Annotated in this window: 38 protein-coding genes, 1 tRNA gene and 1 pseudogene; 19 read left to right on the forward strand and 21 right to left on the reverse strand. The window is 62.2% G+C overall.

The window, feature by feature from the left end; translation table 11 throughout:
• Positions 1 to 189: 189 nt before the first annotated feature.
• The 8 genes from IG122_RS22655 to IG122_RS22690 all read right to left on the reverse strand — a co-directional run bounded on the left by IG122_RS22655 (position 190) and on the right by IG122_RS22690 (position 3,506).
• Positions 190 to 495 (reverse strand): hypothetical protein, encoded by a 306-nt coding sequence (locus IG122_RS22655; RefSeq protein ID WP_193188846.1) that lies wholly within the window; start codon positions 493 to 495, stop codon positions 190 to 192.
• Between the two features lie 112 nt (positions 496 to 607).
• On the reverse strand, positions 608 to 1,081 hold the full coding sequence (locus IG122_RS22660) for a hypothetical protein (RefSeq protein ID WP_226893874.1): 474 nt from the start codon (positions 1,079 to 1,081) through the stop codon (positions 608 to 610).
• A 140-nt stretch (positions 1,082 to 1,221) separates the two neighbouring features.
• A complete protein-coding gene (locus IG122_RS22665) occupies positions 1,222 to 1,521 on the reverse strand; it encodes a hypothetical protein (RefSeq protein WP_193188847.1) in 300 nt (99 codons plus the stop codon).
• Between the two features lie 223 nt (positions 1,522 to 1,744).
• Positions 1,745 to 1,990, reverse strand: coding sequence for a hypothetical protein (locus IG122_RS22670; protein ID WP_193188848.1), 246 nt, complete (start codon positions 1,988 to 1,990; stop codon positions 1,745 to 1,747).
• Positions 1,987 to 2,400, reverse strand: a complete 414-nt coding sequence (locus tag IG122_RS22675) for an ASCH domain-containing protein (RefSeq protein WP_193188849.1) — start codon at positions 2,398 to 2,400, stop codon at positions 1,987 to 1,989. The genes IG122_RS22670 and IG122_RS22675 overlap by 4 nt, the downstream gene beginning before the upstream one ends.
• A complete protein-coding gene (locus IG122_RS22680; RefSeq protein WP_193188850.1) occupies positions 2,397 to 2,840 on the reverse strand; it encodes a hypothetical protein in 444 nt (147 codons plus the stop codon). Before IG122_RS22680 ends, IG122_RS22675 begins: the two co-directional genes overlap by 4 nt.
• A complete protein-coding gene (locus tag IG122_RS22685; protein WP_193188851.1) occupies positions 2,833 to 3,150 on the reverse strand; it encodes a hypothetical protein in 318 nt (105 codons plus the stop codon). Before IG122_RS22685 ends, IG122_RS22680 begins: the two co-directional genes overlap by 8 nt.
• The gene (locus IG122_RS22690; RefSeq protein ID WP_193188852.1) at positions 3,150 to 3,506 is read right to left on the reverse strand and encodes a hypothetical protein; all 357 of its coding nucleotides are present in this window, start codon (positions 3,504 to 3,506) and stop codon (positions 3,150 to 3,152) included. The genes IG122_RS22685 and IG122_RS22690 overlap by 1 nt, the downstream gene beginning before the upstream one ends.
• A 77-nt stretch (positions 3,507 to 3,583) precedes the next feature.
• Between IG122_RS22690 and IG122_RS22695 the strand changes: the two genes are divergently transcribed.
• Positions 3,584 to 3,946 carry a hypothetical protein gene (locus tag IG122_RS22695; RefSeq protein ID WP_193188853.1) on the forward strand — a complete coding sequence of 121 codons (363 nt, stop codon included), beginning with the start codon at positions 3,584 to 3,586 and terminating at the stop codon, positions 3,944 to 3,946.
• Here IG122_RS22695 and IG122_RS22700 read toward each other — a convergent pair.
• The 3 genes from IG122_RS22700 to IG122_RS22710 are packed head-to-tail and all read right to left on the reverse strand — an operon-like array spanning position 3,930 to position 5,052.
• Positions 3,930 to 4,517 (reverse strand): hypothetical protein, encoded by a 588-nt coding sequence (locus IG122_RS22700; RefSeq protein WP_193188854.1) that lies wholly within the window; start codon positions 4,515 to 4,517, stop codon positions 3,930 to 3,932. The genes IG122_RS22695 and IG122_RS22700 overlap by 17 nt on opposite strands.
• Before the next feature lie 40 nt (positions 4,518 to 4,557).
• Positions 4,558 to 4,797, reverse strand: a complete 240-nt coding sequence (locus IG122_RS22705; RefSeq protein WP_193188855.1) for a hypothetical protein — start codon at positions 4,795 to 4,797, stop codon at positions 4,558 to 4,560.
• 39 nt (positions 4,798 to 4,836) lie between these two features.
• A complete protein-coding gene (locus tag IG122_RS22710; protein ID WP_193188856.1) occupies positions 4,837 to 5,052 on the reverse strand; it encodes a hypothetical protein in 216 nt (71 codons plus the stop codon).
• A gap of 62 nt (positions 5,053 to 5,114) precedes the next feature.
• Between IG122_RS22710 and IG122_RS22715 the strand changes: the two genes are divergently transcribed.
• Positions 5,115 to 5,471 (forward strand): helix-turn-helix domain-containing protein, encoded by a 357-nt coding sequence (locus IG122_RS22715; RefSeq protein ID WP_193188857.1) that lies wholly within the window; start codon positions 5,115 to 5,117, stop codon positions 5,469 to 5,471.
• A gap of 49 nt (positions 5,472 to 5,520) precedes the next feature.
• Here the strand turns inward: IG122_RS22715 and IG122_RS22720 are convergent, their stop codons facing one another.
• Together IG122_RS22720 and IG122_RS22725 are read right to left on the reverse strand one after the other, a co-directional pair.
• On the reverse strand, positions 5,521 to 5,661 hold the full coding sequence (locus IG122_RS22720) for a hypothetical protein (RefSeq protein WP_193188858.1): 141 nt from the start codon (positions 5,659 to 5,661) through the stop codon (positions 5,521 to 5,523).
• Positions 5,662 to 6,084: 423 nt separating this feature from the next.
• Complete coding sequence (locus IG122_RS22725) at positions 6,085 to 6,942, reverse strand: hypothetical protein (RefSeq protein ID WP_193188859.1); 858 nt, start codon at positions 6,940 to 6,942, stop codon at positions 6,085 to 6,087.
• A 505-nt stretch (positions 6,943 to 7,447) separates the two neighbouring features.
• Here IG122_RS22725 and IG122_RS22730 point away from each other — a divergent pair.
• From IG122_RS22730 to IG122_RS22810, 17 genes and pseudogenes are all read left to right on the forward strand, one after another.
• Positions 7,448 to 7,672, forward strand: a complete 225-nt coding sequence (locus IG122_RS22730) for a hypothetical protein (RefSeq protein ID WP_193188860.1) — start codon at positions 7,448 to 7,450, stop codon at positions 7,670 to 7,672.
• Positions 7,669 to 8,004, forward strand: coding sequence for a hypothetical protein (locus IG122_RS22735; protein WP_193188861.1), 336 nt, complete (start codon positions 7,669 to 7,671; stop codon positions 8,002 to 8,004). Before IG122_RS22730 ends, IG122_RS22735 begins: the two co-directional genes overlap by 4 nt.
• Entirely contained in the window at positions 8,004 to 8,288 is a 285-nt protein-coding gene (locus tag IG122_RS22740) for a hypothetical protein (RefSeq protein WP_193188862.1), read from the forward strand. Before IG122_RS22735 ends, IG122_RS22740 begins: the two co-directional genes overlap by 1 nt.
• 1 nt (position 8,289) lies before the next feature.
• Positions 8,290 to 8,538, forward strand: coding sequence for a hypothetical protein (locus IG122_RS22745; RefSeq protein WP_193188863.1), 249 nt, complete (start codon positions 8,290 to 8,292; stop codon positions 8,536 to 8,538).
• Positions 8,535 to 8,843, forward strand: a complete 309-nt coding sequence (locus IG122_RS22750) for a hypothetical protein (protein ID WP_193188864.1) — start codon at positions 8,535 to 8,537, stop codon at positions 8,841 to 8,843. Before IG122_RS22745 ends, IG122_RS22750 begins: the two co-directional genes overlap by 4 nt.
• Positions 8,837 to 9,196 (forward strand): GNAT family protein, encoded by a 360-nt coding sequence (locus IG122_RS22755; RefSeq protein WP_193188865.1) that lies wholly within the window; start codon positions 8,837 to 8,839, stop codon positions 9,194 to 9,196. The genes IG122_RS22750 and IG122_RS22755 overlap by 7 nt, the downstream gene beginning before the upstream one ends.
• Positions 9,197 to 9,205: 9 nt before the next feature.
• Positions 9,206 to 9,445 (forward strand): hypothetical protein, encoded by a 240-nt coding sequence (locus tag IG122_RS22760; RefSeq protein WP_193188866.1) that lies wholly within the window; start codon positions 9,206 to 9,208, stop codon positions 9,443 to 9,445.
• A complete protein-coding gene (locus IG122_RS22765) occupies positions 9,442 to 10,023 on the forward strand; it encodes a hypothetical protein (protein WP_193188867.1) in 582 nt (193 codons plus the stop codon). The genes IG122_RS22760 and IG122_RS22765 overlap by 4 nt, the downstream gene beginning before the upstream one ends.
• Positions 10,020 to 10,430: a hypothetical protein gene (locus tag IG122_RS22770; RefSeq protein WP_193188868.1), complete on the forward strand. Its 411-nt coding sequence runs from the start codon at positions 10,020 to 10,022 to the stop codon at positions 10,428 to 10,430. Before IG122_RS22765 ends, IG122_RS22770 begins: the two co-directional genes overlap by 4 nt.
• The gene (locus IG122_RS24220; protein WP_226893875.1) at positions 10,430 to 11,053 is read left to right on the forward strand and encodes a hypothetical protein; all 624 of its coding nucleotides are present in this window, start codon (positions 10,430 to 10,432) and stop codon (positions 11,051 to 11,053) included. The genes IG122_RS22770 and IG122_RS24220 overlap by 1 nt, the downstream gene beginning before the upstream one ends.
• Complete coding sequence (locus tag IG122_RS22780; RefSeq protein ID WP_193188869.1) at positions 11,046 to 11,501, forward strand: hypothetical protein; 456 nt, start codon at positions 11,046 to 11,048, stop codon at positions 11,499 to 11,501. Before IG122_RS24220 ends, IG122_RS22780 begins: the two co-directional genes overlap by 8 nt.
• Before the next feature lie 27 nt (positions 11,502 to 11,528).
• The gene (locus IG122_RS22785; RefSeq protein ID WP_193188870.1) at positions 11,529 to 11,834 is read left to right on the forward strand and encodes a hypothetical protein; all 306 of its coding nucleotides are present in this window, start codon (positions 11,529 to 11,531) and stop codon (positions 11,832 to 11,834) included.
• A 187-nt stretch (positions 11,835 to 12,021) separates the two neighbouring features.
• A complete protein-coding gene (locus tag IG122_RS22790; RefSeq protein WP_193188871.1) occupies positions 12,022 to 12,468 on the forward strand; it encodes a hypothetical protein in 447 nt (148 codons plus the stop codon).
• Positions 12,468 to 13,037 (forward strand): DUF4326 domain-containing protein, encoded by a 570-nt coding sequence (locus IG122_RS22795; RefSeq protein ID WP_193188872.1) that lies wholly within the window; start codon positions 12,468 to 12,470, stop codon positions 13,035 to 13,037. Before IG122_RS22790 ends, IG122_RS22795 begins: the two co-directional genes overlap by 1 nt.
• Positions 13,037 to 13,327 (forward strand): DUF4031 domain-containing protein, encoded by a 291-nt coding sequence (locus IG122_RS22800; protein ID WP_193188873.1) that lies wholly within the window; start codon positions 13,037 to 13,039, stop codon positions 13,325 to 13,327. The genes IG122_RS22795 and IG122_RS22800 overlap by 1 nt, the downstream gene beginning before the upstream one ends.
• Before the next feature lie 1,143 nt (positions 13,328 to 14,470).
• A pseudogene (locus IG122_RS24580) lies at positions 14,471 to 14,803 on the forward strand (hypothetical protein); the annotation flags it as partial.
• A gap of 151 nt (positions 14,804 to 14,954) precedes the next feature.
• Positions 14,955 to 15,054: transfer RNA gene (locus IG122_RS22810), tRNA-Thr, on the forward strand.
• Here the strand turns inward: IG122_RS22810 and IG122_RS24230 are convergent.
• From IG122_RS24230 to IG122_RS22850, 8 genes are all read right to left on the reverse strand, one after another.
• Positions 15,033 to 15,278 carry a mechanosensitive ion channel domain-containing protein gene (locus IG122_RS24230; RefSeq protein WP_319024959.1) on the reverse strand — a complete coding sequence of 82 codons (246 nt, stop codon included), beginning with the start codon at positions 15,276 to 15,278 and terminating at the stop codon, positions 15,033 to 15,035. The two genes, IG122_RS22810 and IG122_RS24230, sit on opposite strands and share 22 nt — an antisense overlap.
• Before the next feature lie 248 nt (positions 15,279 to 15,526).
• Complete coding sequence (locus tag IG122_RS22820; protein WP_193188874.1) at positions 15,527 to 15,952, reverse strand: universal stress protein; 426 nt, start codon at positions 15,950 to 15,952, stop codon at positions 15,527 to 15,529.
• Positions 15,953 to 15,964: 12 nt separating this feature from the next.
• A complete protein-coding gene (locus tag IG122_RS22825; protein WP_193188875.1) occupies positions 15,965 to 18,577 on the reverse strand; it encodes a TRAP transporter permease in 2,613 nt (870 codons plus the stop codon).
• A 112-nt stretch (positions 18,578 to 18,689) separates the two neighbouring features.
• A complete protein-coding gene (locus IG122_RS22830) occupies positions 18,690 to 19,667 on the reverse strand; it encodes a TAXI family TRAP transporter solute-binding subunit (protein ID WP_193188876.1) in 978 nt (325 codons plus the stop codon).
• A 122-nt stretch (positions 19,668 to 19,789) separates the two neighbouring features.
• On the reverse strand, positions 19,790 to 20,773 hold the full coding sequence (locus tag IG122_RS22835; RefSeq protein WP_319024957.1) for a C45 family peptidase: 984 nt from the start codon (positions 20,771 to 20,773) through the stop codon (positions 19,790 to 19,792).
• 35 nt (positions 20,774 to 20,808) lie between these two features.
• On the reverse strand, positions 20,809 to 22,329 hold the full coding sequence (locus IG122_RS22840; protein WP_193188877.1) for a biotin carboxylase: 1,521 nt from the start codon (positions 22,327 to 22,329) through the stop codon (positions 20,809 to 20,811).
• Positions 22,330 to 22,395: 66 nt separating this feature from the next.
• A complete protein-coding gene (locus tag IG122_RS22845) occupies positions 22,396 to 25,137 on the reverse strand; it encodes an aminotransferase class I/II-fold pyridoxal phosphate-dependent enzyme (protein WP_193188878.1) in 2,742 nt (913 codons plus the stop codon).
• Positions 25,138 to 25,166: 29 nt separating this feature from the next.
• Positions 25,167 to 26,120, reverse strand: coding sequence for a carbon-nitrogen hydrolase family protein (locus IG122_RS22850; RefSeq protein ID WP_193188879.1), 954 nt, complete (start codon positions 26,118 to 26,120; stop codon positions 25,167 to 25,169).
• Positions 26,121 to 26,223: the final 103 nt, after the last annotated feature.

Genomic DNA, 26,223 nt, shown 5'->3' on the forward strand with positions numbered 1-26,223 from the left:
CCTCGGGGTCCGTGACACCGCCCCGAACGAGGCGGGGCTTGCACGGCCTTAAACTCCGCTCCGGACTGGCTACCGGCGACGGAGTGCGAAGAGACTGAAAAGGCGGGATTATTGAGAAACCGGCGGGCGGGTCACTTTCTGCGGCCCCGGCGCCCGCCGGACCCCTCACGAAAAGCAGTCCTTCAAGCGTCAGGCCTTGGTTGCGGTGACGCGCGCGACCTCCGGCGCGGCGGACGCGGTCACGACATAGGCGTGCCGGTAGGTGACGGCCGAACCGAGGCCCTGGACGCTCGCCGAATTCAGAGCCGCGACGGTCACCGCCGCGGCGTCGTCTTCGGCCGGTCGTTCCACCGCAGCCAGGTCGAGCAGGTCGAAGGTGAGGAGGCTTCCGATTTCCACCCGCTCATGCGGCGCCGGACTGAACCCGCCGATAAGCGGGACGATCAGCAGCGCGAAGGCGGCGGCAAAGCCGATGCCGAGAAGGACTTTTTTCATTTCCCATTCTCCTTGGTTGACGTTGAGTTTCCCCATCTCCCGAGAGTCTTCGGGTACCCCTTAAGCCCCACCGGCCGAAGCCGCGCGGGGCCGTCGGGACACGGTGCGCCGGTCAGTCGGTGCCCGCCGCCTCCATGGCAGTTTCCAGCGCCCGTTCGGCGCGCTTGCGGTCATAAAAGTCGCGGGATGTCTTTCCGGGATTGAGCGTGTCCAGTAGATCATCCACCGACACGCATATCTCGGTTGCCATGAGAGCCATAAGTTCCGGCTCCTCACCGTCGCGGGTGAGGATGATGCAGCGCTTCCCGCGCCCGCAAAACCAGCCCGCCTCGAGGTGCGCGGAACGCCCGCACGGCAGGAGCAACACGCATGTATCCGCCCACTCCATTCCGCGCATGTCGGACTGGTATCCCCGCGCGGCGATTGGGCTCGTCAGCAGTTGCTGGCGATATTCTTCCGCCGTCCAGAATTTCCAATTCGGATCAAGCTCAGACCATGCGAATCCGGGAACTCCATTGAACGGGTTACGGAAGTCATAGACCTCGTGACCGGCCATCCGCAGGACCTCGACCAGGCGGGGCTGCATCTCGTTTCGCCAAGAGGACGCTAGATAGATTCGGGCCATTTCAGGGTTTACCTCTTCGTTTTGGTCTGCGGGGCGGCGGGTGTCTAATCTGCCGCCCCGCAGGAACGCTGACCCGGCTAACCGCGCCAGCAGCCACACCTTCAGGCGGCAGCCGCCGCCGATGTTCCGGCCAGAAGCCGTTCCGCGATCCGTGCCGCTTCCTCGCCGAACTCGCGCCGCGGCGGCGAATAGGACAGCTTCACGCCGTCCCAATAGTGGATACCCGGCTTCTCGAACTTGCCCGGCTCGGCCCAATAGCAGGCGACGCCGTCAATAATTCCGAGATGCTTCATCTGTACGCCGCCGGGGCCGGTGATCAGGTCGACCGGTACCGGCGATTCCGCCACGGGGATCTTCTCAAAGCGCCCGAGCTGATGCGGTGACTGGATGTAACGCGGCATGCAACTCTCCCTCTGTTCGTGTGTCGGCAGGAACGGCCGGCGCGTGACCCGGAGCGCCGATAGTGACCAGTGCGACTGTCTTGGCACGGACTCCGCCGGTATATCTGGTGGCGCCCTGTCACCCCGCCCCGGAACCAAGGCGGGCCGACCAGCCGTTCCTACCGCTTAAGGCCCGCGCCGGGTTTCCACCGGACCGCGAGCCTGTTGCGACGAGGCGGGGCGCCTAAATGCGCTTGATCGCCTCCGAAATGATCCACCACATACCGATGGCGCAAAGAACGACCGCCAGTGGATACGCCGCGACAACCGACAGGCCCATTTCCATCAGGGACGCCGTGAGGCCCGGCGAGGCCCCCAGGACCCCGGATACGAACAGGGACACCCGGCAAAACACGGGAACGGCCGCTCGGCGTGTCAGATAGGGCCTCATAGCCACCACCAGGCGCGCCGGGTATGCGTGCGCGTTCATGCTTCCCCCTTCGCCACCGGCAGGGGCAGCGCGTCGCAAACGTCTTGCGGGACATGGAAGAGGCCCTGGTGGCCGCGCGCCGGCACCGCCGCCGGGAAGGCTTCGGCGTTCGTCAGGACGAAACCGCGCGGCCCGACGAACCACGGGCTGAGAAAGTTCCGCACGCAGTCGGAGAGGATCGCCCGGCCGACATAGCCGCCACGGCGCTTGAGAGCCGCGGTGATAAGCGCCTCCGCATCGGCGGCCGGGAGCATCCGGCGGATGAAGGCCGCCCCGTCGTCGCTCCAGGTCAGCCCGGCATGGATCAGCAGCGGCCCGCGATAGGAGGTCGGCCAGCTGCGGTTTTCCACCGGCTTGTGGCCGTATGCGATCGCATCGGCCCACGGCTGATGAATGGTCAGCGCCTTCATGCCGGATCCTCCGGCGCGTCGTCGCCGGGCGCCCACCGGTACCGCCAGAGCCCGAACAGGCCCACAGGCGCGAGCCCGAGGAAGAAAAGCGGGTCCGTGAGGATCCCGAGGAAGGAAAACAGAAACAGCCCGGTAACCACCGCCGCATAGTCCAGCGCCTTCAGCCAGGCGGGGCTCCCCGTAAAGGGCGACCCGGCGCCGGTTCTCGCAAAAGGCGGCGCCGGGTCGAAGTTGAACAGGGAGGATTCGGGCCTCGGAAGCCCAGGAAACCCCACCGACGGGGGGCGCCCTTCGGCCGGATGCTGGGGCCGGCCTGATCGCGCGTAAACATCCTCGCGCGAATTCACGTAATTGCAGAACGGGACCGCGTTCCCCGCGTCGCCGTCGCGCGCCGCAAGGTCCGGGTTTCCGGTGATCGGGAAGGGGAGGATTTCAGCCACGCGAACCTCCGCGTATAAGCTTGCGCTGCGCGCCGTACTCGCCGCGCAACCCATTGATGTCCCGGCGCACGGCCCGGAGTTCCTGAAGAATTTCGTCGGCCTTCGAGACGTCGCGGACTTCGCCGGACCCGGGGCGGACCGCCGGGCGGGCGCCAAGCGGGTACTTGGCCCAGATAGGCTTCGGATCTCCGACGGCATATTGCGCCTTCCACACGAAGCCCCGCTCCACCGGCGGGGAGCCTTTCATGGCCGGATGCAGCTTCGTCAGCGCCCGGCGGAGGAGGAAGGCGAGGAGGGATTCCGTGCTCATCACCGGCCCCTCCGCCCGTATGCGCCGAGGTCCTGCCGCCGCTGATAGGCTTCGCAGATCGCGGCGGGGGCCGAATGCACGGTGCTATTGAAAACCGGATCGGGCGTCGCCACTTGCGGTTTCGTGACAGAAGAACAGGACCCCCCGTCTAGCACCGCGGCCGCCCGCATTTTCGCCGGGTCGCCGCAGCGCTCCACCACCTCAAGCAGGCTTTTGCGCGCATCGCGCGCCGTCCCGACGCCACCGGCGTTGTGGGACCGCCGTTCGTACCGGCGGGCGGCGCGGGCGACCTCGAGGAGCATTTCGAGCTCGCCGCGCGGGATCATGACGACGTCGTTTGTCATGCGGTCAGCCATGACAACCTCCGGCTTTCGCGATCGATCCGCCACCGCTACCATCGCGTGCGGATGGATTGGAGCGGAGGGGACGGACGATGCCCAGAAACGAACTGGCCGACGAATTTGCGGATCTCGCGGAGCGGGTTTCGGAAGTCGAGAAAAGAGCGGAACACTTGTCCGATTGCCTGAAGGCCGCGATGGAGGAGAGCCGACAATTGCGCGCACGAACTTCGGCGGCGGAGGCTCTGCTCTCGCGGGTTATCTGCGATATCGCGCTCGGCGACGCTCTTTCCTCGTCCCGCGCGCTGATCGAAGTACCGCAGGAAATCACGAACCTCGTGCGCGGGTACGCGGTGACGGAAGAGAATTCCAAGGCGGCCCTGGATGCGGCCACCGATATTGTGGGCGCCGCACGGGCGCTCTTCGAGGCGGTAGAGGACATCAGAAATTCCCCCTGAAAAGGTCGGAGACCCATTCGGAAATCTTCGCCCAGCCCCGGAGCTGTCTCCGGCGGGCGCGCTCCAGTTTCCTTCGGAGATGGAACTTCCGGGCTGTTTCCATCCGGTCGTCCCAGCGTTTGAGGTCGTGGATTGCCTCTTCGACCTCTTTCGAGAACGCCCGCTCCTGCCGTTCCTGGAGTTCGGCGATCTTCTGTTGGTTGGTGCGCGCCCCCTCGCGGGCGCCGCTACCGGTGCCATCGGACACAAGCCCTTTCGCGGCGGCGATGAGCTGTGCCGTTTCCCCCGTTTCGGCCCATTTCGCGGAGGTCGTGAGCAGCGCCGCCAGATGGCGCGCCGCCAGCGGAGAGAAAGTGAACCCGCTGCCCTGCCCTCCCATGTGCAGCATGATCGTGACGCCTTCGGCGCTGTCCCCGATCATGATTCCGGAGGGGGGAAGGTCCACAGCGCTCTGCAGCACGCCGTCATCCAGCAGCATCCACCGGCCGTCGCGGACGGGGCGCACTGTCGAGGCCTGCAAAGCTTCCTGCGGCGAACGCAGAACGACGGGCATGTCATGTTTTTCGCTCATGCGGACCTCCGGACTGGCGCGTAGGGGATCTCGCGCGAGATCAGTCGAAATGCGTCCAGACGGCATGGGCCAGATTGGCCGCCGCGAGGACGAGTGCGGCCGGGCCGATGCTGCCGGGCCCGTGCAGCCAGATCAGCACTCCGCCCACGATCACGCAGCAGAGCCCGAAGAGCAGGTAGGCCGCGAGGATGCGCCCGCTCCGGTCCGCCAGCAGATCCTCCACCGTGTCCCGGGCGTTGCAGATCGCGTCCCGGAAGGTTTCGGCCACCGTGTTCCACATGGCGAACTCCAATGCTGAGGGGGGCGAGTGCAGAGAGCGTCATGCGGCGTCCCTCGCTTCCAGAACGTTCGTTTCGGGATCGAAGTCGTATCCGCGGTCGCTCATGTCCCGAGCGATTCGGTGATGCAGATATTCGGGGAAACGATCGTTTCGTATCCAATTGGAGATCGAAGACAAATACTTCTGGCCGTAGCGCTCTCGAACCGCTTCGCGCCCCCCAAGAATATCAATGACTTTTGCGATCACCGTTTCCATGGGAATGGACGATATTCAAATGAATTGAATTTTTCAAGATTGTTTTTTCTGAAACTGACATCGTGCTGAAAATTCAACACATTTGGACCATGAGCAAAAAATCAAACCGCAATAGCCAGAAGCCCGGAGGCGACAATGCGTCGTTCGAGGCCATCTCGCGCCGGCTTAAGGTGTTGATGGCCGCTCACGGGATTCACAAGCAAAACGAGTTTGCCCGCATAATCGGCGAAGAACCGCCGAAAATTAACAATTACCTCAACGCAAATGCGCGACCGGCGTTGAATACGGCCATTAAAATCCGTGAGACCTTCGGTGTTACCCTCGACTGGATCTATCTGGGCGACCTTGGCGGATTGCCGTTCACAAAATCCCAGATTTTGAGCGAAGCGGAGAACAAACTCCCGGAACCGGAAAGGTAGTTGCTCGAATAGCCGGTTCGGAGTTATTGACCGTTGAATGGTTAACAGGTCACGGTTCGTCGGCATTCACGGTGCCGCCCTTAGAGAGCAGGTTCGCTTTCTGCTGCAGGCTTCCGGCCTTGATTTCACCTTTTCGGACGACATGGACCGGTTCGTGTCCCTGATGGACGGGTGGGAGGCATTCGTTCATCCGAAGTTCAGGGCCGCCCACTACGAGCAAGCCGGCTCAAGATTTCTGGCTATTCACCCCTCGAGTGAACCGAACGATGTCCTTGGTGTCATCGCCTGGAACGTGTTCGAGACCCACGACTATGAGACCGAATTGAGGGACGGAAAGGCATGGGTCCGGGATCCGTGGGCTCACGGTTGGGAGCCCATGAAAGTCAGGCTCCCGGTCAAGCTTTCCGGACGCCTTCATTTCAGGGGCGGCCTTCGGGTGATAAGGACTGGCATGCGCTTGTCTTGGTATCTAACGACGCTGCACGAATCGTATTTCACCGAAGACCGGGCGGATTACATTGTGGCGCACGCCACTCCGGAGATTATGAAATCAGGACTGCCGGATTGGCTCTATAGCTATCGGCATTCGCACGAGCTTCCGCGCCACCGCCTGTCATGGGAAGGACGATGGAACAACTTGACGCTGCTCTGGTCCTCTCAGCATGAGGTCGCCTACAACGTCGAGGTAAAGACCATGTGGCTGCGGAGCCGTGGTGATGATGATCTTGTTCACACCGTCGACGTCTTTGAGGCACTGCATAAAGCGGATGAATGACCGTCTCTGATCGGAGCGAGGGCTTCGCTCGATGATACAGAACTGAGGCAGCTTTGTTCGCTCGGCGCAGAGATAATCCCGCGCCATGCTTTCGACATAAAGAGGGTCCGGATTTTGGTTGACCCTCATACCGGTCAAATCCTGCCCTCCCAAATAGCCCGTTGATCTGTCCCATATCTCCGCAAACCAATCTTCCGGCGGGCCATCGGCGACGAATAAGTGCGTGGCGCAGTTCGGTGCGAGAGCCTTAAGAATCGCGACGGTCTCGCGGAGGTTGTCGCCGTTCCTTCTGTCACGGAGGTAACTGGCCGCCGGCCCAAGCTGAAGCGGCTCGATCGCCGCGACAGCTTCTGGCCGCATGACTATCTTATTGAGATATGCAGCGCGCCTTTGTTGCTTGTCGACCGCAATGGCGCGCCTGCGGACTTCGCCAACATCGACCGGCAGCATGAACCGCTTCTGGTGCGGCAAGGGGTCCCCGGTGAACAGGGCCTCATCGCACTTAAGAGTTGTTTTCAGGGACGGCTTCCAGCCGGGCTTTCTAACACCCCGAACCGACCCCTCCGACAGCCCTGCCATATCCGCCAGGTCGCGCGGGGAAAGTTCGCGGCGTTCGACTTCCGCCTGAATGTCCTGCGCCATCTCTGCCAAAATCGCGTCAAGCTGATGCCGCCTATTCGATCTTTGATTAACCAATGATATCTCCATTGACACCACGGCGTGTGTAGATAACTATGACCTTATCGATCAGTTTTCGCAATTAATTCAATTATTGAATGCGTAAAAAAATACGCACAGGGAGAAGATAGTGCCGGACAAGGATATTTCCCGAACGTGCCCCGCGTGCGCCTGCCAGCTTCGCCCCAAGATTGAGAAAATCATTCAAGCCATGGATGCCGAGCCCCTCGACGTCATAACAGTGTCCCAACATGCGATCCTCTCCAAGTACCGCTCCCTTCTCGTTGAATCCTTAAGCGAATAATCCGATAATTCAAATTACTTGAATTTTTCTGTTGCACATTTCAAATCATTTGAATATTTTTCCCTCGTGAGCGCCTAGAGCGCCCCGTGAAGCGGCGGACGTCACCCGCCGCGCGGCAACACCAGAGGGAAGGCAACGGGCCGGGACGTGCGCGGATTTGGCAAAACGTCAGATCCCTTGGCAAAGGCGCAGCGCCCCGGTCCACCAGCCTGCGAAAGCATGAAGTCAGAACTTCTCGAACTCTTCCGCCGCGAACTGGTCACGTGCCGGGATTGCGTCCGGGATGACGTCCCACTGACCCGGGCCCACCGCCTTTTCCTCGATTGCGCCGCCGGCCGCCGCTCCAGGAACGACATCACCGACGGCGCGCGGGATCTGCTGCAGATGCTGCGCGCCAAACACCCGGCCGCCACCGCGCAGGCTGGAATGGGGGCGCAGTCATGAGCGCAGGGAAGACGATAAAGCAACTGACCACCGCCTATGCCTTGGCGAGCGCACGAAAGAAATCTCGTGTCACCGTGCAAACGGAAGACCTTGGCGCCGCCCTCTCCTCCATTAAGCGCAACGACGCGCTCAAGGCAGCTGTCGATGAATTTCTCGAGCTATTCGACAAAAACAAAAACGTCACCCGGTTCGCGTCGATGGACGATATCGAGGAAATGGCGAACAGCGAGGTTTTGCTGATCGAGAAAATGCGCGTCGGACTGAACGAGGCCTTGTGGCTGAACGCGCCACAATCGGATAACTCCGCGCGGGCCGGATCCGGGGGCGCGTGATGGATTCCATCCTTTCAGAAGATTTCTATGAACGCCTTGAGCTTGCCATCGAAGGGCAAGGCAAACGGATTATCGAGGCATCGAGGCTCGCGCTCGACTGGATGCCCCTTGCGAGCGTTCTCGATTTACCGGGTTTCCGAATTTACGAACGCGTTGCCATACGCATGAGCAACGGAGACACGCTCTATGAAGCCGCAGCGGGGGAATATTGCCTGCGTTGGCGGTTGGCGCTGCGCAACCCGGGCAACCCGTCTTTCCGCCCTCCCCACCTGTTGGGGATGTGAGATGACCGCCTTCATCCCCACCGCCGAGGGCTGGTACTTCGCGAAATGGCGCGTCGCCACTGACGGCACGCGCGACGGCGACGAGTTGACCCCATCGGACAGCATCGACTGCGTCCAGGTCGTGCTGAACACCGTCGACCCAACGAGCCGCGACAGGTTCCGCGCCTTCGTTGTCGGAGTAGAGCGAAGCCAGTCCCTTGACGGCTTCGTCTGGATCGGCCCGGTGCCGATGCCGGGAGGCGGCCAATGACCGGCGGCCCTAGACGTCGCGCCGAACTGAAGCGGGCCCAGAGCGCCGCGTGGCGCCTCCAGTCGAAACTCGGCACCGCGCAAACTGCGGAGCGGGCAGGCAACGGCGAAACCCGCCTCCGTGATTTCACGGAAGGGTTCCGCGACGCCACCGCCGGAATCTACGGCAACCGAAAGCCGGGCGAGTGCCCGGCCGACCCGGAACGCGCCGCGGCATGGCGGCGGGGCCATAGCGCCGCGACGGACCTGCACCGCGAAATGGAAGCCGCCGCCACCGCCAAAATGAAGGAGCAACCTCGATGCTGACACAGGAAACCGACGCCGCTACGGAGGCTGCCGCAGCGGCAGCGTGGGCGGAGATCTCCGACAACGGCGCCAGCATCCTTACCCGGGCCACCGGTCAAAGGATCCAGCCTGAAACGCCCATTCACATGGTTCGCACGCTTCTGACCGGCTTCGAGCTTGCGGCGCTGTCCCGCTTCCGCAAATACGCGAGCACCGGCGAATGCCGCTATGCGGCCGCCATGCTGGTCGCTCTCGGCTTCGGGCCGGACCTGCAGCGCACGCGCCCGGGCAAGGCGCTGCTGAAGACACTCGACAGCTACGGCATCGACAATGTGCTGCGGCGGGACATCGCCAACGCCTGGCTCGAGGTCTAGGCGGCCGCAATGACAGATACCGCCACCCCCACCGGCCCCGTCGCCGTGATCGGCCCCGGGACCCGCCACAAGCGCCGCTGCGCGCTCTGCGGACGGCCGGGAGCGCCCGACCGCGACGTCGCGGCGAGGGAAGGCGGGGAGGGCGCCATATGCGGCGGCTGCGCGTCCGAGGCCCTGATCGCCGTCGCCGGCCACGCCGCCCGGCTCGAGGCCGACCGTATCAACCGGAACATCGGGAGTTCGTCATGAGCATTGAGGATTACGCCTATTTCATCGCCAAGGGCCGCTCCCTGGAAGCCGCGCGCGCGGCCTTCGGGATACTTGAGGCGTTCTATGCGAAGGCGAACGCGCTGCGCGACCGTATTGGCGCCAGCGGCTACTGCACGAAACACCACCGCCTTTACGCCTTCAGCTTCGACGGACCGGCGCCGGAGGGTTACCGCAAGGTCTGGAGCGACGGCGGCAAGGCCTATTACGCACCGCTGCGGAAAACAGATTGGGGCCGGAAGCTGGTGCGGGAGATGAGGGCGGCCTCGAAGGGCGAATTCTTCAACCTGATCGGGCAGACGGTCCCGCACGAGGCGCGCGCGGTCATCCGGCCCGAAGGGAACGGTTTCCTGATGCTCCAGGTCGGCGCCCAACGGCTCTGCGATGAGATCATCATTTTCGTGCCGCTGAACGCCACAGGCGAGCCCGGCGGGGCGCCGGCGGACGCCGAACCTATTGCGCTCTCCCGGTATTACGAGATGCAGCACGATCACCAGCTGGCCGCGCAGGCGAGGATCCGCGACGAGGCCGAAGGCACGGCCGCGGCGGGTGCGGCATGAGCGCGCCGATGTCGGACTTCGACAAGATGACGAAGGTCACCCTGCCGCGCATGCGATCGATAGCGGACTCCCTTCCGGTCAACCGCCGGATCCTCGGCTGCATGCAGTACCTGGTGCACGGCTACAACCCTTGGGGCGTCCGGATGATGGACCACCGGAACGTGCCGTCGCTTTCCGACTGCGGCGAGGACGTCGACCACGAGAACTGGATCCTCTGCTGCGGCTACTGGCTGACCGGCCTCGAGCGCAAGAAACTGTTCTTCGGGAAGGTCATCAGGCGCGGCCGCGAAGACGGACACGGCCGCGACACGATGATCGCAGGCGAGAACCTCGGAGCCTTTCTCAGCGTCGCATGGGAGCGCGTGACGGTCGGTACGGAAGCGATACCGGACGAGGAGGGCGTGTGATGAACATCGACGGCTTTGACCTTGTGAAAACCTGCAGCGCCAACCCGGAGCAATACGACGTGTTTCTCGGGAAAAACCAGGTGGGCTACCTCCGGCTCCGACATGGCGAGTTCCGCGCCGACTTCGGCGAGTGCGGCGGCGAAACCGTCTATACGGCGAAGCCCAAGGGCGACGGTGTGTTCGAAGACGACGAGCGCGCGGATTACCTGAGTGCCGCTATCGCCGCCATTCGAGCAAAGGTAATCGACCGTATCTTCGACGGCGAAGACGTAATTGTGCCGGACGCGCCCACCACATCGGCAGAGACCGGATGCTATGTGATCTGGTCGAACGAACACCGCGCCTGGTGGGGTCCGAACCGGTCGGGCTACCGCGCCAAGCTTGAAGATGCCGGCCGCTACACGCGCGATGAAGCCGTGAGGATCTGCACCCACGCGCGCGGCGGCAGGCAGTTCAACCACAATCCTTCCGAAGTCCCGTTGCTCGAATCCGACGCCGCCGAGTTCTGGAGCGATGACACGGAGGAGTGGTTGCGCGCGCGGCAGCAATCTGACAGCGAGCGAGAGCGGGTTCGCGACTTGCTTTACATGGGCGTTCCGGCCGAGGAGCGTGGCGATGTGTAACGCTCCCACCGCCCCGGCGCGCGAATATCAGGTGCTGGTCCGCTTCAAGAACGGCGAGCATACGACCACCCAGGTCGGCCGGTCCCGCGAGATGGCTATCTGCCGCGCGTGGCGGGATTACCGCGAGGTCGACGAGGACATCACCTATCTGGATTTCAAGCGGCGGTGCCGGGCCTTCCTGCTACCCGCGCGGCGGCCCGACGACGCCTATGACTACGTGCGCGGCTACTACGGCCTCGAGGTTTCGCCGGGCGACCGAATCCGCGCCTGCGGCATGACCGGAACCGTCGTTCACCCGAAATCCCACCGGCATTACGTCCACTTCATCGAAGACGGCAAGGATTTCAGCGTCCCGGTCCACCCGGACGACGTGATCGTGATCGGCAAAGCCGCGGGGGATCATCGTCACGATGATCATCAGGATGATGTCGAAGCGATTCCTTTCTGATCCCCCGCCAATGGAGAAAGAACCCTCATGAGCAATATCGAGATGCAAACCGCGATGGATATCGCGCTGGCCTACCGCGAGGTCGAGACGGCCGAAAAGCTGCTGGCGGAAATCACCGAGGCTGTGAGCAAGCGTGAGGTGCCGGACATCCGCTATGCGTTCGGCCGGATTCGAGATGGGCTGACACTCGGAGTTCCTCACGGCAACAACGGGCACCAGCTTTTTAACGTCCCCTGGAAACTGGCGAAGCCGATCATCGAGGCTCACATCGCGGAAAAGAAAGCCGCGATCGCAGCGCTGTCGGAAAAGGCCCGGGCCGAACTGGCCACTTAGGCCCGGCCACAGATGCCCCCATGGACCCGCGGACAGGCGAAATCGATGGAGTACCGGTCTACGGCCGCAGCGCGGAAGACTATCTCGGAATCTCCTTGGTGGTCCCGGTACCCCGCCCGGCAAAACGAGCCCGCCGGGGGCGGCCAAGAAAATCCGCCCCGCCGCCGGAGCCGGAACGGCCGGGCGGATGCGCGAACTGCAAATTTACCGGCCGTTCGTGCGGCCTCAGGGAAAACATCCCCTGCAGCCACTGCCGGAAAGACGCATTCGTGGCATGGGGGCGCCGGCGGATCGCCGAGAGCCTGAAGAGGAGACCGAAGTGAGCGAGAATGAGACATTCGAATCCTGGGCCATCGTGGAACTGATGGGCCACCGGAAAATCGGCGGGAAGGTCGGAGAGCAGACCATCGCCGGGGCGAACCTATTGCGCGTCGACATCTACGAAGGCGAAGGGGAGAGCCCGAAGATGACGCAGTTCTACGGCGGCGGGGCGATCTATTGCCTTACACCGTGCGCGGAACACCTCGCACGGGCGTTCGGCGATCGCTACAACGCCGCCGCCCCGGTGACCGAATACGATCTGCCGCGCCTTACGCGCCGCGATCGCCATGATGATGGTGAGGGTGAGGACTGATGCAGCCCCGCCCTAAGAGGATTCAGCGGCAGCGCACGAAGGGTTGGAAGATGCCCGAGGGCGCGGTCTATGTCGGTCGGCCGACGAAATGGGGCAACCCGTACCGGCACGATGACCCGGTCGTCGCGGCGCAGGCCTACCGCGACGTGATCACGGATCCGGACGCCGCCACCGAAGAGCCGCCGGTACCGGGCTTGCGCTGCGCTGGCCTCGCCATGGACCACCACCGGGTGGCTGAAATCAGGGTGGAGGCTGCCCGCGACCTGCGCGGCAAGGACCTGGTCTGCTGGTGCCCGACGGACCGGCCGTGTCATGCGGACGTCCTGCTCGAGGTCGCCAACGGTTGGGAGCCCGGCTCGGTCGGCCCAATTGCCACCGCCGGAGAAAAGACGCCCCTGTGGGCGAAGTGCCGCGCTTGTGCGCACTGCTGGCCGATCGCCTACCTGCCCATGAGCATGGCGACATTTGGGAGGATCGCTAAGAAAGGTTTTGCCTGCCCCGCGTGCGGTGACGATCAGCCTGTCGTCGCGAAGCAGAAGAACGGCGAACTGAAGGAAGAGGTCGCCTGATGCCAGTTTATCTGGACACGGCCCGGAACCGGTTTCGCCGCATGATCATGTGCCACATGATCGCGGACACGCTGGACGAGCTGCACGCGATGGCGGAGCGGATCGGCATGCGCCGCGAATGGTTCCAGCCGCGGTCCTTCCCGCATTACGACGTTTGCCTGACCAGACGCGCGGTTGCGATCAAGCACGGCGCCACCGTTCTGGAGCGGCGGGATTTCGTCGCTGCCATGCAACGGATCCGGGCCGCCGGCGGCACCAGAGATGATAGCAACCCCGGAACTTTCAGATGATCCGCGATAACGACATAAAGGCGCCCGACGGCTATCTCCTCGGAGGACTCCGGCGCGTCCGGAAAGACGGGACCGTACTATTCCAGCGCGGATGGTGGAAGGTTCCGGACGAATGGATTGGCGAGAAAGTTTGGGTGCACGAAGCGTGTCCGGACCGTTTCTCGCATGCCGACTTCAATGTGAGCGCGATAGGAGTGACGATGCTTGAGGTGGCCCCTCCTGATCGCCCCTTCTACTCGGCACAACGAGCGGGTGAAACGGTCTTATGCGATAGAACCGAAAGACCGGATGCCAAGCCGACGTTCCGGCGGCCTTCCACCAAAGCATGGCTTGCGCGCCAATGACGGAATCCCTTGTTCAGCCCATGACCGCGGAAGAGGCGCGCCGGCATCTCCGGCTCGGCAAGGACTCGTTCAAAACGCTGATCACTGAATTTCCGTTCTACTGCCTTCCGGACCCGAATTCCGACCGCAACAAGCGGTTCTTTCCGGAAGATATCGAAGCTCTCGTGGAGGCAATGCGATGCCGCTCAAGGTCGTCAAAGTCAGGAAGTCAAGGAACCTCTACCTCCGCGGGACCGTCCGGGGCCTCAACGTCTTCGAAACTACAGGCACTGACCGACCCGAAATCGCGGAAGAGATCAGGATCCAGAGGGAGAACGAGCTCCTTACGCAATCGGTCCACGGCAAGCGCAGCACCGTAAGCTTCATGCAGGGCGCGCTGTCATACCTCGAAGAAGGTGGAAGCCCCCGGTTCCTCGGCAGGCTGGACGAAGAGACCGGCAAGTGGAGCGGCCTGATCGGGTACTTCCACAACACGCTGATGACCAACATCGACCAGAAGGCGCTCGACAAGGCCGCCCGGGAGCTGTACCCCACCGCCGCGCCGGAAACGCTCAACCGGCAGGCCTATACCCCTTTCATTGCGGTCTGGAACCATTGCGCCGGAAACGACTGGTGCGAGAAGCGCGACTGGCGCCGGCCGCGCAAGGCGAAGGGAACGCGCAACCGGCCGGAGCGCCGGCGGACGGGATCGTTTCCGGTCCCCTATCAGAGGGCGGCGGAGTTCGTCACGGCCATGTGGCCGCTCGACGCAATGAACATGACCATCCTGTTCTATACCGGCATGCGGCCGATCGAGCTGATGACGCTTGAGCGGCACCAGGTGAACCATGACGGCCGCTGGATCACCCTACCGGCGTCGAAGACGGGCGAGCCGCGCGGGGTGCCGATCGCCCATATGATCGCGCCCATCCTGAAGGCGCTGACCGACACGTTCGACGGAATCATCATCAACCGGTTCAATCAGGCCACCGGCCGGATCGAGCCTTATCCGGATTTCGAGGACGCGGGCGGACAATTCGGGTCCGCTCTGAAATACGCGCGCCGGAAAACGGGGATCACGGACATATCGCCCTATACGGCCCGGCACAGCGTTTCCACCTTCCTGGTCGCCGCCGGCGTGCACGCCCATATCAAGGATCAGATCCTCGGGCACGCCGCCACCGAGATGAGCCGCGTCTATACCGACGTTCCGCAGGAAAACCTCATTCAGGCGATCGACAGACTACCCACGCCGCCCCTCTGGAAGGGTGCGGAAATCGTGGAAAATCCGGGGAGAGTGCTACAGCGAGTTCTAAATCTGGCACAATCTCAACACCTTAAGCCCCGCGCTCTGCGTCCTTGGTAAGGGAGAGGTCGAGTGTTCAAATCACTCCGGCAGCACCATTTTCCCCATAGAAATCAATAAAGTGCGGTTGCCGGCGTATGAGCGCGCGCGGCTTGTGCACGTCAGCCCCGTAGTCGATCCCGATCGGAACCTTCTGCCGCACCAGCTGATTTGAGAAGGACCAGTCCTCGACCCGCTGGGAGATCAGCTCCTCGTTCGGGATAAGGTGTTCGGTCCCGTCACGTGTGATGACCGTGACATAGCGCGCACCGAGCGTGTTGATCCAACCGAAGGTGTCTCAGATCGCGATCACGTCCCCCGGCTTGACCGAGCGGTCGAGCAGACGCTCGAGAAGGGGAGCGAGAAAGTGGCCGCGACGAAGGCGGTGACGATCGTCACCGCCTGCAGGAAATTGCCGACCGAGAGGACGTTGACGTCGATCCAGTCGACGCTTCTGTCCAGCCAGTCGGCCAGTTGTTAGGTGGTAACGAGGTTGTCCAGGTCCACGGACTCCCTCTCCCTCTGCCGCCGCTATCTCACGACGAGAACGGACCTCTTGGTGTGCGTGACCACGTAGCTCGTCGCAGGACTGATGAAGACATCGGTCAGTTCAGGACGATGGGGCGCCATGATGATCAGATCGCAGTCGAGCGTATCGGCCGCCTTGATGATCTCTTCCCGGATCACGCCATGGGCGACATGACTCTTCCCCCGGATGTTTTCCGGCACATTCTGCATCGCGAACTCGTGAAGATGTGCCGCGGCATGCTCCAGGGCCTTCTTCTCGAAATCCTCCGGCAGGTACATGCTGAGCGCCGGCATCCCGATATTCGGGACGACCGCCACGAGATGCAGGACCCCATCGAACTTCTGGACGAGCTCGAGGGCGACCGGAAGGGCCTTCTGCCAGGAGCTGTCGTGCTCAAGATCGACCGGGAGCAGGACTGATTTATACATTGCGGGCTTCTCCTAGGCTTGATTCTCGGCCATGCGGCCGTTCGTATCCGTTTGTGCCCGCCGACGCTGGATCATCACCAGACCCCCCAGCAGGATGAGCGCGGGGATGTACATCAGGTACTTTGACGGTTGGTCCACAGGCTGGAGCACAACCGCGATCTCCTGATCCCAGTCGAGCCCCATCTCTTTGGCGGCGGAGCCGAAAGCGACGTCGTCGATCAGCACCTTGTCGCCGTCCTGACGCAGGGTCAGCCCGGCATCCGCGATGCGTTCCTCGCCGGTCGCGGCCCCGCTGACAGGCAGCAGCACCACCCAGCTTCGCGGATTTCCGACCTCGTCCACGCCGTTTATGCGCAGACGCATCTTCTCGCCTTCCGGGGTTTCCGCGAAGGCCTGAGCGAGCTCCGTGACCGGACGGTCGACCGTCGGCGGAGAGATCATGTCCATCCAGAAACCGGGCCGGAAGAAGGTGAAGGCCAGAAGAAGCAGCAGCGCCGTCTCCCAAGCCTTGTTCCTGGCGAAGAACCAGCCTTGCGTTCCTGCGGCGAAGAGCAGCATCGCCACGGTCGCGACGACGAAGATGAACAGGCCGTGGATGAAGTCGACGCCGATCAGCAGCAGTTCGGTATTGAAGATGAAGAGGAACGGCAGCGCCGCGGTTCTGAGGGAATAGAAGAACGCCACGAAGCCGGTCTTGATCGGATCGCCGCCGGAGACGGCGGCTGCCGCGAAGGAGGCAAGGCCGACCGGCGGGGTCACGTCGGCCATGATGCCGAAATAGAACACAAACAGATGCACCGCGATCAGCGGCACGATCAGCCCGCTCTGCTCCCCGAGGGTCACGATAACCGGGGCGAGCAGTGCCGAAACGACGATGTAGTTGGCCGTCGTCGGCAGGCCCATGCCCAGGATCAGCGAGAGGATCGCGGTCAGGAACAGGATTGCCAGCAGATTGCCGCCCGAGAGCACCTCGACGACATCGGCAAGGGCCGAGCCCACGCCGGTCTGGCTGACCACGCCGACGATGATGCCGGCCGTTGCCGTCGCGATACCGATGCCGATCATGTTGCGGGCACCGGTCACAAGTCCGTCCAGCAGTTCCTTCCAGCCGCGGCGAACCTGCCCGGCGATGTCTTCCTGGCCTCGGAAATAGGCATAGAGCGGGCGCTGCGTCACGAGGATGAACATCATCAGCACGGAGCCCCAGAATGCCGAAAGGCCCGGAGACAGCTGCTCGACCATGAGACACCAGACGAGCACGATGACCGGCAGCAGGAAATGCAGCCCGGACTTGATGGTCGGCGCCGGCTCGGGGAGACGTACCACCGGTTCGTTCGGATCGTCCATCTTCAGATCGGGGAACTTCGCCGCAAAGCGGACCAGCAGGACATAGACCACACCGATAAGCGCGACGATCACGACCGTGGCGAAACCTCCGAGAACCGGGCGCATCCAGCCGAGACCGTAATAGACCGCGAGAGAGAGGCCGGAGATAACCGCGACGCCGAAGACGAAACCGATCAGGCGCTGCAGCCAGGGCTTCGGCTCGACGGCGCGCGGAAGGCCTTCCATGCCGAGCTTCATGGCTTCCAGGTGCACGATATAGACCAGCGCGATGTAGCTGATCACGGCCGGCAGGAAGGCGTGTTTGACGACATCGAAATAGGGGATGCCGACATACTCGACCATAAGGAAGGCAGCCGCGCCCATGACCGGCGGCATGATCTGCCCGTTGACCGAAGATGCGACCTCGACCGCTCCGGCCTTTTCGGCGGAGAAACCGACACGTTTCATGAGCGGGATCGTGAAGGTGCCCGTCGTCACCACGTTTGCGATCGAGGAGCCCGAGATGAGGCCGGTCATTGCCGAGGCGACGACGGCGGCCTTCGCCGGACCGCCCCGCAGGTGGCCCATCAGGGAAAACGCGACCTGGATGAAGTAGTTTCCGGCCCCGGCCGTATCGAGAAGGGCGCCGAACAGCACGAAAAGAAAGACGAAACTCGTCGAGACGCCGAGTGCGATACCGAACACGCCCTCGGTGGTGATCCAGTGGTGGTTGACCACTTCGGCAAGCGAGTTGCCCTTATGCGCGATGATGCCCGGCATGTAAGGGCCGAGGAACGTGTAAACGAGAAAGATCGTGGCAACGATCGCAAGCGCGGGTCCGAGCGCGCGGCGCGTCGCCTCAAGCAGCAGCAGGACGCCGACTATGGCGACGACGATGTCCTGCTGGATCGGCGCGCCGACCCGGTCCGCGATGTCCCGGTAGAAGACGAAGAGGTAGGACGCGGAAGCCGCCCCCAGCAGGGCAAAGACGATATCTATGATCGGGATGTGATCGCGCGGAGAGCGTGCGAAAGCCGGATAGGCGAGAAATGCAAGCAGGATCGCGAAGGCGAGATGGATGGAGCGCGCTTCCGTGTCATTGAACACGCCGAAATGGAGTGCGAACGGCAGCGGGGACGCGAACCAGAGCTGAAAGAGGGACCATGCGAGAGCAATGCAATAGAGCACAGCCGATGTCTTGGGGCCGGGATTTCGGCCTCCCGTGTCGCTGGATGCGACGAGTTCATCCAGGTCGACCTGACCCGACGGGGTGCCGTTTTCGTTGTTGGTCTGGCTCATGCTTCGCCTCCGTGACCGATACGGTCGGTCGCCCGACTCTCTTTCAACCAGGTGTGAGAAAGAGCGTTCCTCCACCGCCCGGGTGGAGGAACGCTCTGTCGTTCACGGACGGCTATTTCAGCCAGCCTTTCTCCTTGTAGTACTTCGCAGCACCATCATGCAGCGGCGCGGAAAGCCCGCCGGAGATCATGTCGGTTTCCTTCAGATTCGCGAAGGCCGGGTGCAGCTTCTTGAAGCGGTCGAAATTGTCGAACACCGCCTTGACGACCTGGTAGACGACATCTTCCGGAACCTTGGCCGAGGAGACGAAGGTCGCCTTCACGCCGAAGGTCTCGACGTCGGAGTCGTTGCCCTTGTACATGCCGCCCGGAACCGTGGCTTTCGCATAGTAGGGATTGTCGGCCACCAGTTTGTCGATTTCGGGACCGGTCACCGGGATCAGGACCGCATCCGTGGTCGTGGTCGCTTCCTGGATCGAGCCGTTCGGATGGCCCGCGGTGAACACGATCGCATCGACCTTGTTGTCGCCGAGCGCGGCGGCCTGTTCGGAGGACTTCAGCTCGGAGGCGAGCGCGAAGACGTCTTCCTTCCAGCCCAGCGCATCCAGCACGACGCCCATGGTCGCCCGCTGGCCGGAGCCCGGGTTGCCGACATTGACCCGCTTGCCCTTCAGGTCCGCAAAGGCGGTGGCACCGGAATCCTTCCGGGCGACGACGGTGAACGGCTCGCCATGAACCGAGAAGACCGCGCGCAGATCCTCGAAGGCGCCGTCATCCGCGAACTTCGAGGTACCGTGATAGGCATGGTACTGCCAGTCCGACTGGGCAACGCCCATGTCCTGATTGCCGGCTTTGATCGCGTTGATGTTGGCGATCGAGCCGCCCGTCGACGGAGCGGTGCACTTGATGCCGTGCGTGGCGGTATTGCGGTTCACCAGCTTGCAGATCGACTGGCCGACGACGAAATAAACGCCGGTCTGGCCGCCAGTGCCGATGGTGATGAATTTTTCGTCGGCCGCCGAGGACGGCCCCGCCGCCAGTACCTGCCCGGCAAGGACAGCGGCGGCGGAAAGTGTGAGAAGTTTTTTCATAACAGTCTCCCTGTTTTCTTTGTGTGAAAAGTCTCCATGAGCCAGCCTCTTTGCGAATTCGCGGGCTGCTTTGGACCATATAAGCATATCAGCGTATTACTTTTCTCCCGATTGTTGCACCTTCACGCGCGCGCCGCACCCATAGGATACTGGATGTGGCGGACGCTTTCGTCCGGTGCGCCGACCCGATGCCTCCAGGTCACGCCTGGCCACCGGTATTCCACCTTGCCCTTGGCGGGCCAGTAAGCCGCCGTATAGAGCGTGCCGAAGCCGAGATCATAGGCCGTCGAGTAGAGCGGCGGCCTCTGGAAAGCCCCGATGAATTTTTCCGCGGGCTCCTGATGCAATGTCAGGCGCTGCAGAAGATAGCGCTCGCGCTCGACGGTTGCCGTGGCGCGCGCGTGCCGGTGCCATTCGACCTGCTTCTGGTGATTGGTCGCGACGGGCGAATCCGTGATCATGGCGCTTCTATCCGGCGACAGATATGCGGTCAGATGCTCTCCGTGCTTGTCGAGGACCGTGACATTGTACGACATGTGACACGGGATCCGCTTGAGCGCCTCGGCCGCGTCCGCAGCCGTCGAGCAGAACTCGAGCAAATAGCGAATGATGATCGGAACGCCGAAGCCGTCCCCGACGATGGTGCGCCCGCCGAACGTCAGCGAGACCGCGAGACCGTCCTCGTTCATCCCGTCGACCAGGCCGAACAGGCCGTCGGTCATGCCAAGCACGTGGCGTCCGTTCCAGCAGCTGTCCAGGATGACCCCGTCCGCCAGGGTCGGCGGATAGTCGTAGTTGCGCACGAGCAACGGCTCGTCGCCCGGCCAGACCGCCTGGGAGCAGCCCGAGAGGTAGGCCGGCGGGCAATAGTAACTGAGAAACCTGGCCGCCAGGTCGCCGCCGCCGGCAAGTTCGACGAGTCTCTCGTAGGTCGGCACGATCTCCGGCATGTAATGCCTCAGCGCTCGCAGGCTCGCGAGATATGTCTGCCGCGCCTCGATCCCCTCCGACAGGAACCAGTTCCTGTAAGCCGGCCAATGATAGTCGAAAAGCGCGCGCCAACGTTCTCCCGCCGTGGGCTCGGCCACGGCCTGGAACGTCAGCACGGCTTCTTTCAGGTCGGGTACCAAACGTAACTCTCTTAGAGGATCTTGAATGCAGGCGCATCCGATGCCGCGGGAAGAGCACTCGGAAGCGGCCGTGCCTTGTACTGGTTCTTGATACCGTCGATCCAGGCCTTGGAATGTTTCGTCAAACGGAACTTATTGTCCATCGCCCGACCTCGCGTGATCAGGATACCGAGATCGGCACCTTCGTAGCGGAAATCGCCAACCCCCTGAATGCGGAGGAAGAATGCCTCCATTTCGCTCTCCACGGCGCGCCGGTGGTAGTCGAACCTGTTATATTCGACGGTTCCGTCCGGGAGCATTCTCCAGATCCCGCTCTCCGGCGCCTGCGTGATGATATCGACATTGTCGTCGGTATGCTTGATCACCATCTGGCACCAGCCGTCGATATTGTCCGGATCGGCCCAGCGATTGTTCAATTCCTCGACGTCGAGATCGAAATCGACGCCGGAGAATTCCAGCAGATGGAAGAGGAAGAGCGGCGCGTCGGCATGCGCGAAGGCCGCGTGGTTGGTCATCGAACTCGCGCCGGTGACGCGCGGGTTGCATTCGCCGAGATAGATCTCGCCGGTATCCTGGTCGATCAGGAAGTCGAGCTCGAAATAGCCGCGATAGCCTTCCTTGACCAGCTGGTTGCCGAAATCGAAGGTATATTTGCGGGCCGCGTCACGGATCTTCTGGTCGAAGGCGCCGGCAAAGATCTCGTTGCCGCACCAACCGCCGCGATAGGGCGTCAGCTCCTTGAAGCCGACCAGTTCGGTCATCAGCGGGCCGACGATCGTTCCCTTCTTGGTCGCGCAGGCCTCGATCGCGGAGCCGCGGCAAGTGATCCGTTTCATGATCTTGATTTCGCCCTTGCCCACGATCTCGTGCTCATGGCGGCGGAAATCGGCCTCGGTCTTGATGAAGAAGGTGGTGTGGCCGGAATCGCCGAAAGCGGATTGCAGGACGAGATCCTTGCCGATCGGCTTGGCGACGTCCTGCAGATGTTCCCAGCTCTTCACTTCGGAAAGCACGTTGGGCACGCTCGGCACGCCGGCCTTGTTGCCGATCCGAACCGTCTCGATCTTGTGGTCGATTTTCTCGCGCAGCTTGGCTTTCGGGAACCAGACCTCGATGCCGAGTTGCTTGCAGATCTTCTCGACCCGCTCGTCGAACATCAGGAACACAGCCTTGGGCTTGCCGCCCTTCGATTTGATGAAATCGATGACTTCCTTGTGCTCGAGCAGGTAGGCGTTGATGTCCTCGATGGACTCGAATTCCGGATGCGGCTGTTCGGTGGGAACGAAGGTATTCGGATGCCGCCCATCATAGCAGTCTATATAATTGATATACCGGAAATTTTTACACCACTCGTCGATCCCGAGCAGGTTGAAGTTGGTGGCGCTGATAAAGAAGATCGGATCGTCGTTCCGGTGGAAATAGCGCCGGACCTCGGAGATGTTCTTGAGGTGCTTCTTCGGCGCCTTCGCGCGCGCCGGCTTCTTGGCGGCGGTCTTCACCGCCGTTTTCTTGCTCGTCGTTTTGGTTGCCATTTGATTAGCTCCCTGCATCCCTGTTCATGCATTTTGGTTTTGTTGTGCTATGGCGCGTTCGCTGGCCTAAAGACGTTTCTCCAGCGCCTCCTCGGTAAACACGCGCAGGCCCAGATCCGGGCGGTATCCGTGGATTTCCTTGACGTCCAGCTTGCGCAGGAACTCGATGATCTCGGCGCTGAGGACCTGTCCGGGGACGAGGATCGGGAATCCCGGCGGGTAGGGAATGACGAAGGTCGCGGAGACGACCTCGCGCCCCCCCTTCATGGCGGCATCCAGGGTCCCGTCGGTCAGTCCGAGATACTCACACTCCTCCTCCGCATAAGCGAGGAAGTAGGCGGACCGCATGTCGCCTTCCGGCGTCGATCCCTCCCTGTCAGGCCGGAAGGCGTCGTGGAACTTCGAGAAATCCGGTAGCGGCGGCAGGTCGTGGGTCAGCGAATGGATCTTGCGCTCATGCGCCTTCCGCTCCGGACCGTTCATGTCCTCGTACTGCTCTTCGAGATCGTTGGCGATCTTGACCAGGACCTCGATCAGATAGGCGATCGAGCTCCGCGTCGTGCCGATATTCGTCATGAACAGCACGGTGTTGCGGGAGGTCTTGTTGATCTGGATCCCGAACTTGTCCATCAGGATCTCGTTCTTGAAACTGTCCCCGTCGAGCCCGGTGCCGCCGACGAAGAGCGTGACCCTGGTCGCGTCGAGACAGAACTCGTCGCCCGCCCAGGCATCCCAGATCTCGTTCCAGCCACGCTCCGGATCGTAATAGCTCTCGATACCGGATTGCCGGTGTGATGCCGGAACCATGTCGCCGACCGTCAGCACCTTGAAATGCTTGTTCAGCAGCGGATGCATCCGGATCCGCTGGCGCAGCACCATGGCGAGCTCGACCTGCTTCTGGACCAGCTCGAAACCTTCCAGTTCCACCTGCCGGCGGCCGACATCGAGAGACGCCAGGATCTGGTAGTTCGGCGAGGTCGAGGTATGGGTCATGTAGGCTTCGTGGAACGGCTCCTCGACCTTGGAGCTGAAATCCTGGTCATGCACATGGATCATCGATCCCTGACGCAGGGAGGTCAGCGTCTTGTGCGTGGATTGGGTGGTGTAGACCCTGATGCGGACCTTGTCCGGGTCGGGGTAGAGATGTTTGGACAGGTGCGCGCCGATATCGTCCGGATCGAGCTTCGAGAGCTGCTTCTGCTTGGTCGCGTATAGCTTGCGGTACTCGGCCGAGCGGTATTTCTTGCGCAGCGTCTCGGCGGCATGCATGCCGGTGCGTGTCCGGTAGGTCGGCCCAAAGCGGGCAAAACCGAACCAGGCCTCGTCCCAGAGGAAGACGAGGTCCGGCTTGATCGCCAGACATTCCTCCATGAAGCGCTCGACATTGTAGATGATGCCGTCGAACGTGCAGTTCGTCAGCAGCAGCATTTTCACCCGGTCCAGCTTGCCGGCCGCGCGAAGCTCCAGCAGGGTCTTCTTGATTTCCCGGAGCGGAACCGCGCCGTACATCGAGTATTGGTGCAGCGGATAGGAGTCGAGATAGATCACTTCTGCGCCGGTCAGAACCATTCCGTAGTGATGGGACTTGTGGCAGTCGCGGTCGACCAGAACGATGTCGCCGGGGCGGACGAGCGCCTGGACGACAATCTTGTTGCAAGTCGAGGTCCCGTTGGTCGCGAAGTAAGTTTGGCGTGAACCGAAGGCTCTCGATGCCAGCTCCTGGGCCTTCTTGATTGGCCCATGCGGCTCAAGCAGAGAATCCAGGCCGCCCGAGGTCGCGGAGGTTTCCGCCATGAAGATGTTCATGCCGTAGAATTCGCCCATGTCCTTGATCCAGTGGGACTTGACGATCGATTTGCCGCGGGAAATCGGCAGCGCGTGGAACACGCCGGTCGGCTGCTGCGAGTAGTGTTTCAGAGCAGTAAAGAAGGGCGTCTGGTAGCGCGCGTCGATGCCGCGCAGGATATTGGTGTGCAGCTCCAGGAAATCTTCGCGGTTGTAGAACACCCGGCGGCAGGCCTCGCCGACCCGCCCGGCGATATCCTCGACCGCCTGATCGGTGACCAGGAAGAGATCGAGTTCCGGTCGGACGCTATGGATCACGTCGGCTAAGACGACGCCGTAATCCTGCGGTTCGAGATCGTCGATATCGCCGATCTGCGCCGAGTTCAGGATCCGCTGCAGGACGGGCATGTTGTGGTTGGAGTGCAGGCGGAAGCCGAAGCGGATCACGACCGACTGGATCGCCTGGTTGAACAGGATGGCGATCAGTGCGTCCTCGAAGCTGTGCACGAAGACCGGCTCGTAGGTGAAGCTGTCCTCGTCACGGCGCAGGTCGATGAGATCCTGGCGCTGTTGGCGCTGCTGCCCGGGGCTCAGGTCGTCGACGATCAGGACTTCGAAATAGGGCCGGCGGCGGGCCCGCTCTTCCGGTTCCTCGTCCTCCTCGTCATCCGATGCGGGATCGAGTTGGGCGGAGAGATTGACGTGCTTTCGCCGGTAGCTCTCGCTCATCAGGGAGCCGACAATCTGCCGGACGAGAGCGAACAGCGTCTCGAAATCCTCCTCCTGGAGCAGGCCCGAGATCTGATTGAAGGCATGGCGCCCCGGGAAGGCGAAATACTCTTCCATCGGGGCCAGCAGGTGGAGCAGTTCCCCGACCTGCTCGACATCTTTTTCGCGTCCGCGGCCTTCGGCGAGCCGCTGGCAGAGATTCTTCAGTTTGTTCCAGGTGTCCGCTCGGAACGAGGAAGCGTTGTAGTACTGGCTAAGTGAGTGTTTTGCTGTGACCGCCTTCGCTTTTGCCATGTGCTATCGGACACGATCTGTGCCGCCCCTTACTTTGTTAGAGTTTTTAATTCGTTGGCCGGTGGGTATTCATTCTCCTGACCCGGTGCCTCAAAGAAACTGGATGGCGCGGGCACGCCGATGCCGTCCCGGGTCCCCTGCGCCGGCATCGACAGCGGACCGAGACTATTGAGGTAACGATTGTCGAAATGGTCGGTATAGACCGGGAAATTGCTGTTCCGGTCGCGGAAACTTTTCAGGGTCTGTCCGAGACCGCGCAATCCCGTCGCGCGCTGCCGTCTGACCATGTCGAGATCGACCTCGATCGGTATGATCTCTTCCTGGCCTGCGGCCTGGTAGATCACGTTTCCCGACGGCCCCACGACGCAGGACCGTCCGGTTCCACCGGCTCCAAGTCCATTGATATCAAATACATAACATTGGAACATCGCGGCGGTGGAGCGTGCGATGGACAGCTCGATATCGCGGTCGATGGTCCCGGTCAGCACCGGGTGCAGCAGGACCTCCGCCCCCATGGAGGCCAGCTGCCGGGTGGTTTCCGGGAACCAGATATCGTAGCAGATCGACAGGCCGAAGCGACCGACGTCCGGAACGTCGAAGACCAGGAACTGGTCGCCGCCGGTCACGCCGTGCTCATAGGGCGCGAAGGGGAACATCTTCCGGTACCGTCCGACGATTTCCCCGTGCGGGTTGATCACAACGGATTCATTGTAAAGCCGTTCTCCGTCATGGACGAAGAGCGACCCTGGAATGATCCAGATATTGTGTTCCCGCGCCTTTTCCTGGAAGGACCAGAGCACGGCATCCAGGTCGGCCGGATGGTTCGAGGGCAGCGGCCCGTACGGCGCAAGCTCGCTGAACAGCAGCATCTGCACCCAAGGGAACCGCGCCATCGCGAGGTCGACCTTGTGAGTCATCGCAGACACGTTTTCATGTGTCGCGGCAACATGCATCTGGACGCCGGCGATGGCGAACGGTGTCATATGTCCAAGCTCCGGCTTTTAATTAAAATCGAGCATTTACCAGCAGTGGTTTCATGGCAACGGATTCTCCTCACCATAGTCCATGCCGTCGGAAAGCCGGACC

This window comes from Nisaea sediminum, from assembly GCF_014904705.1.
GTDB lineage: Bacteria > Pseudomonadota > Alphaproteobacteria > Thalassobaculales > Thalassobaculaceae > Nisaea > Nisaea sediminum.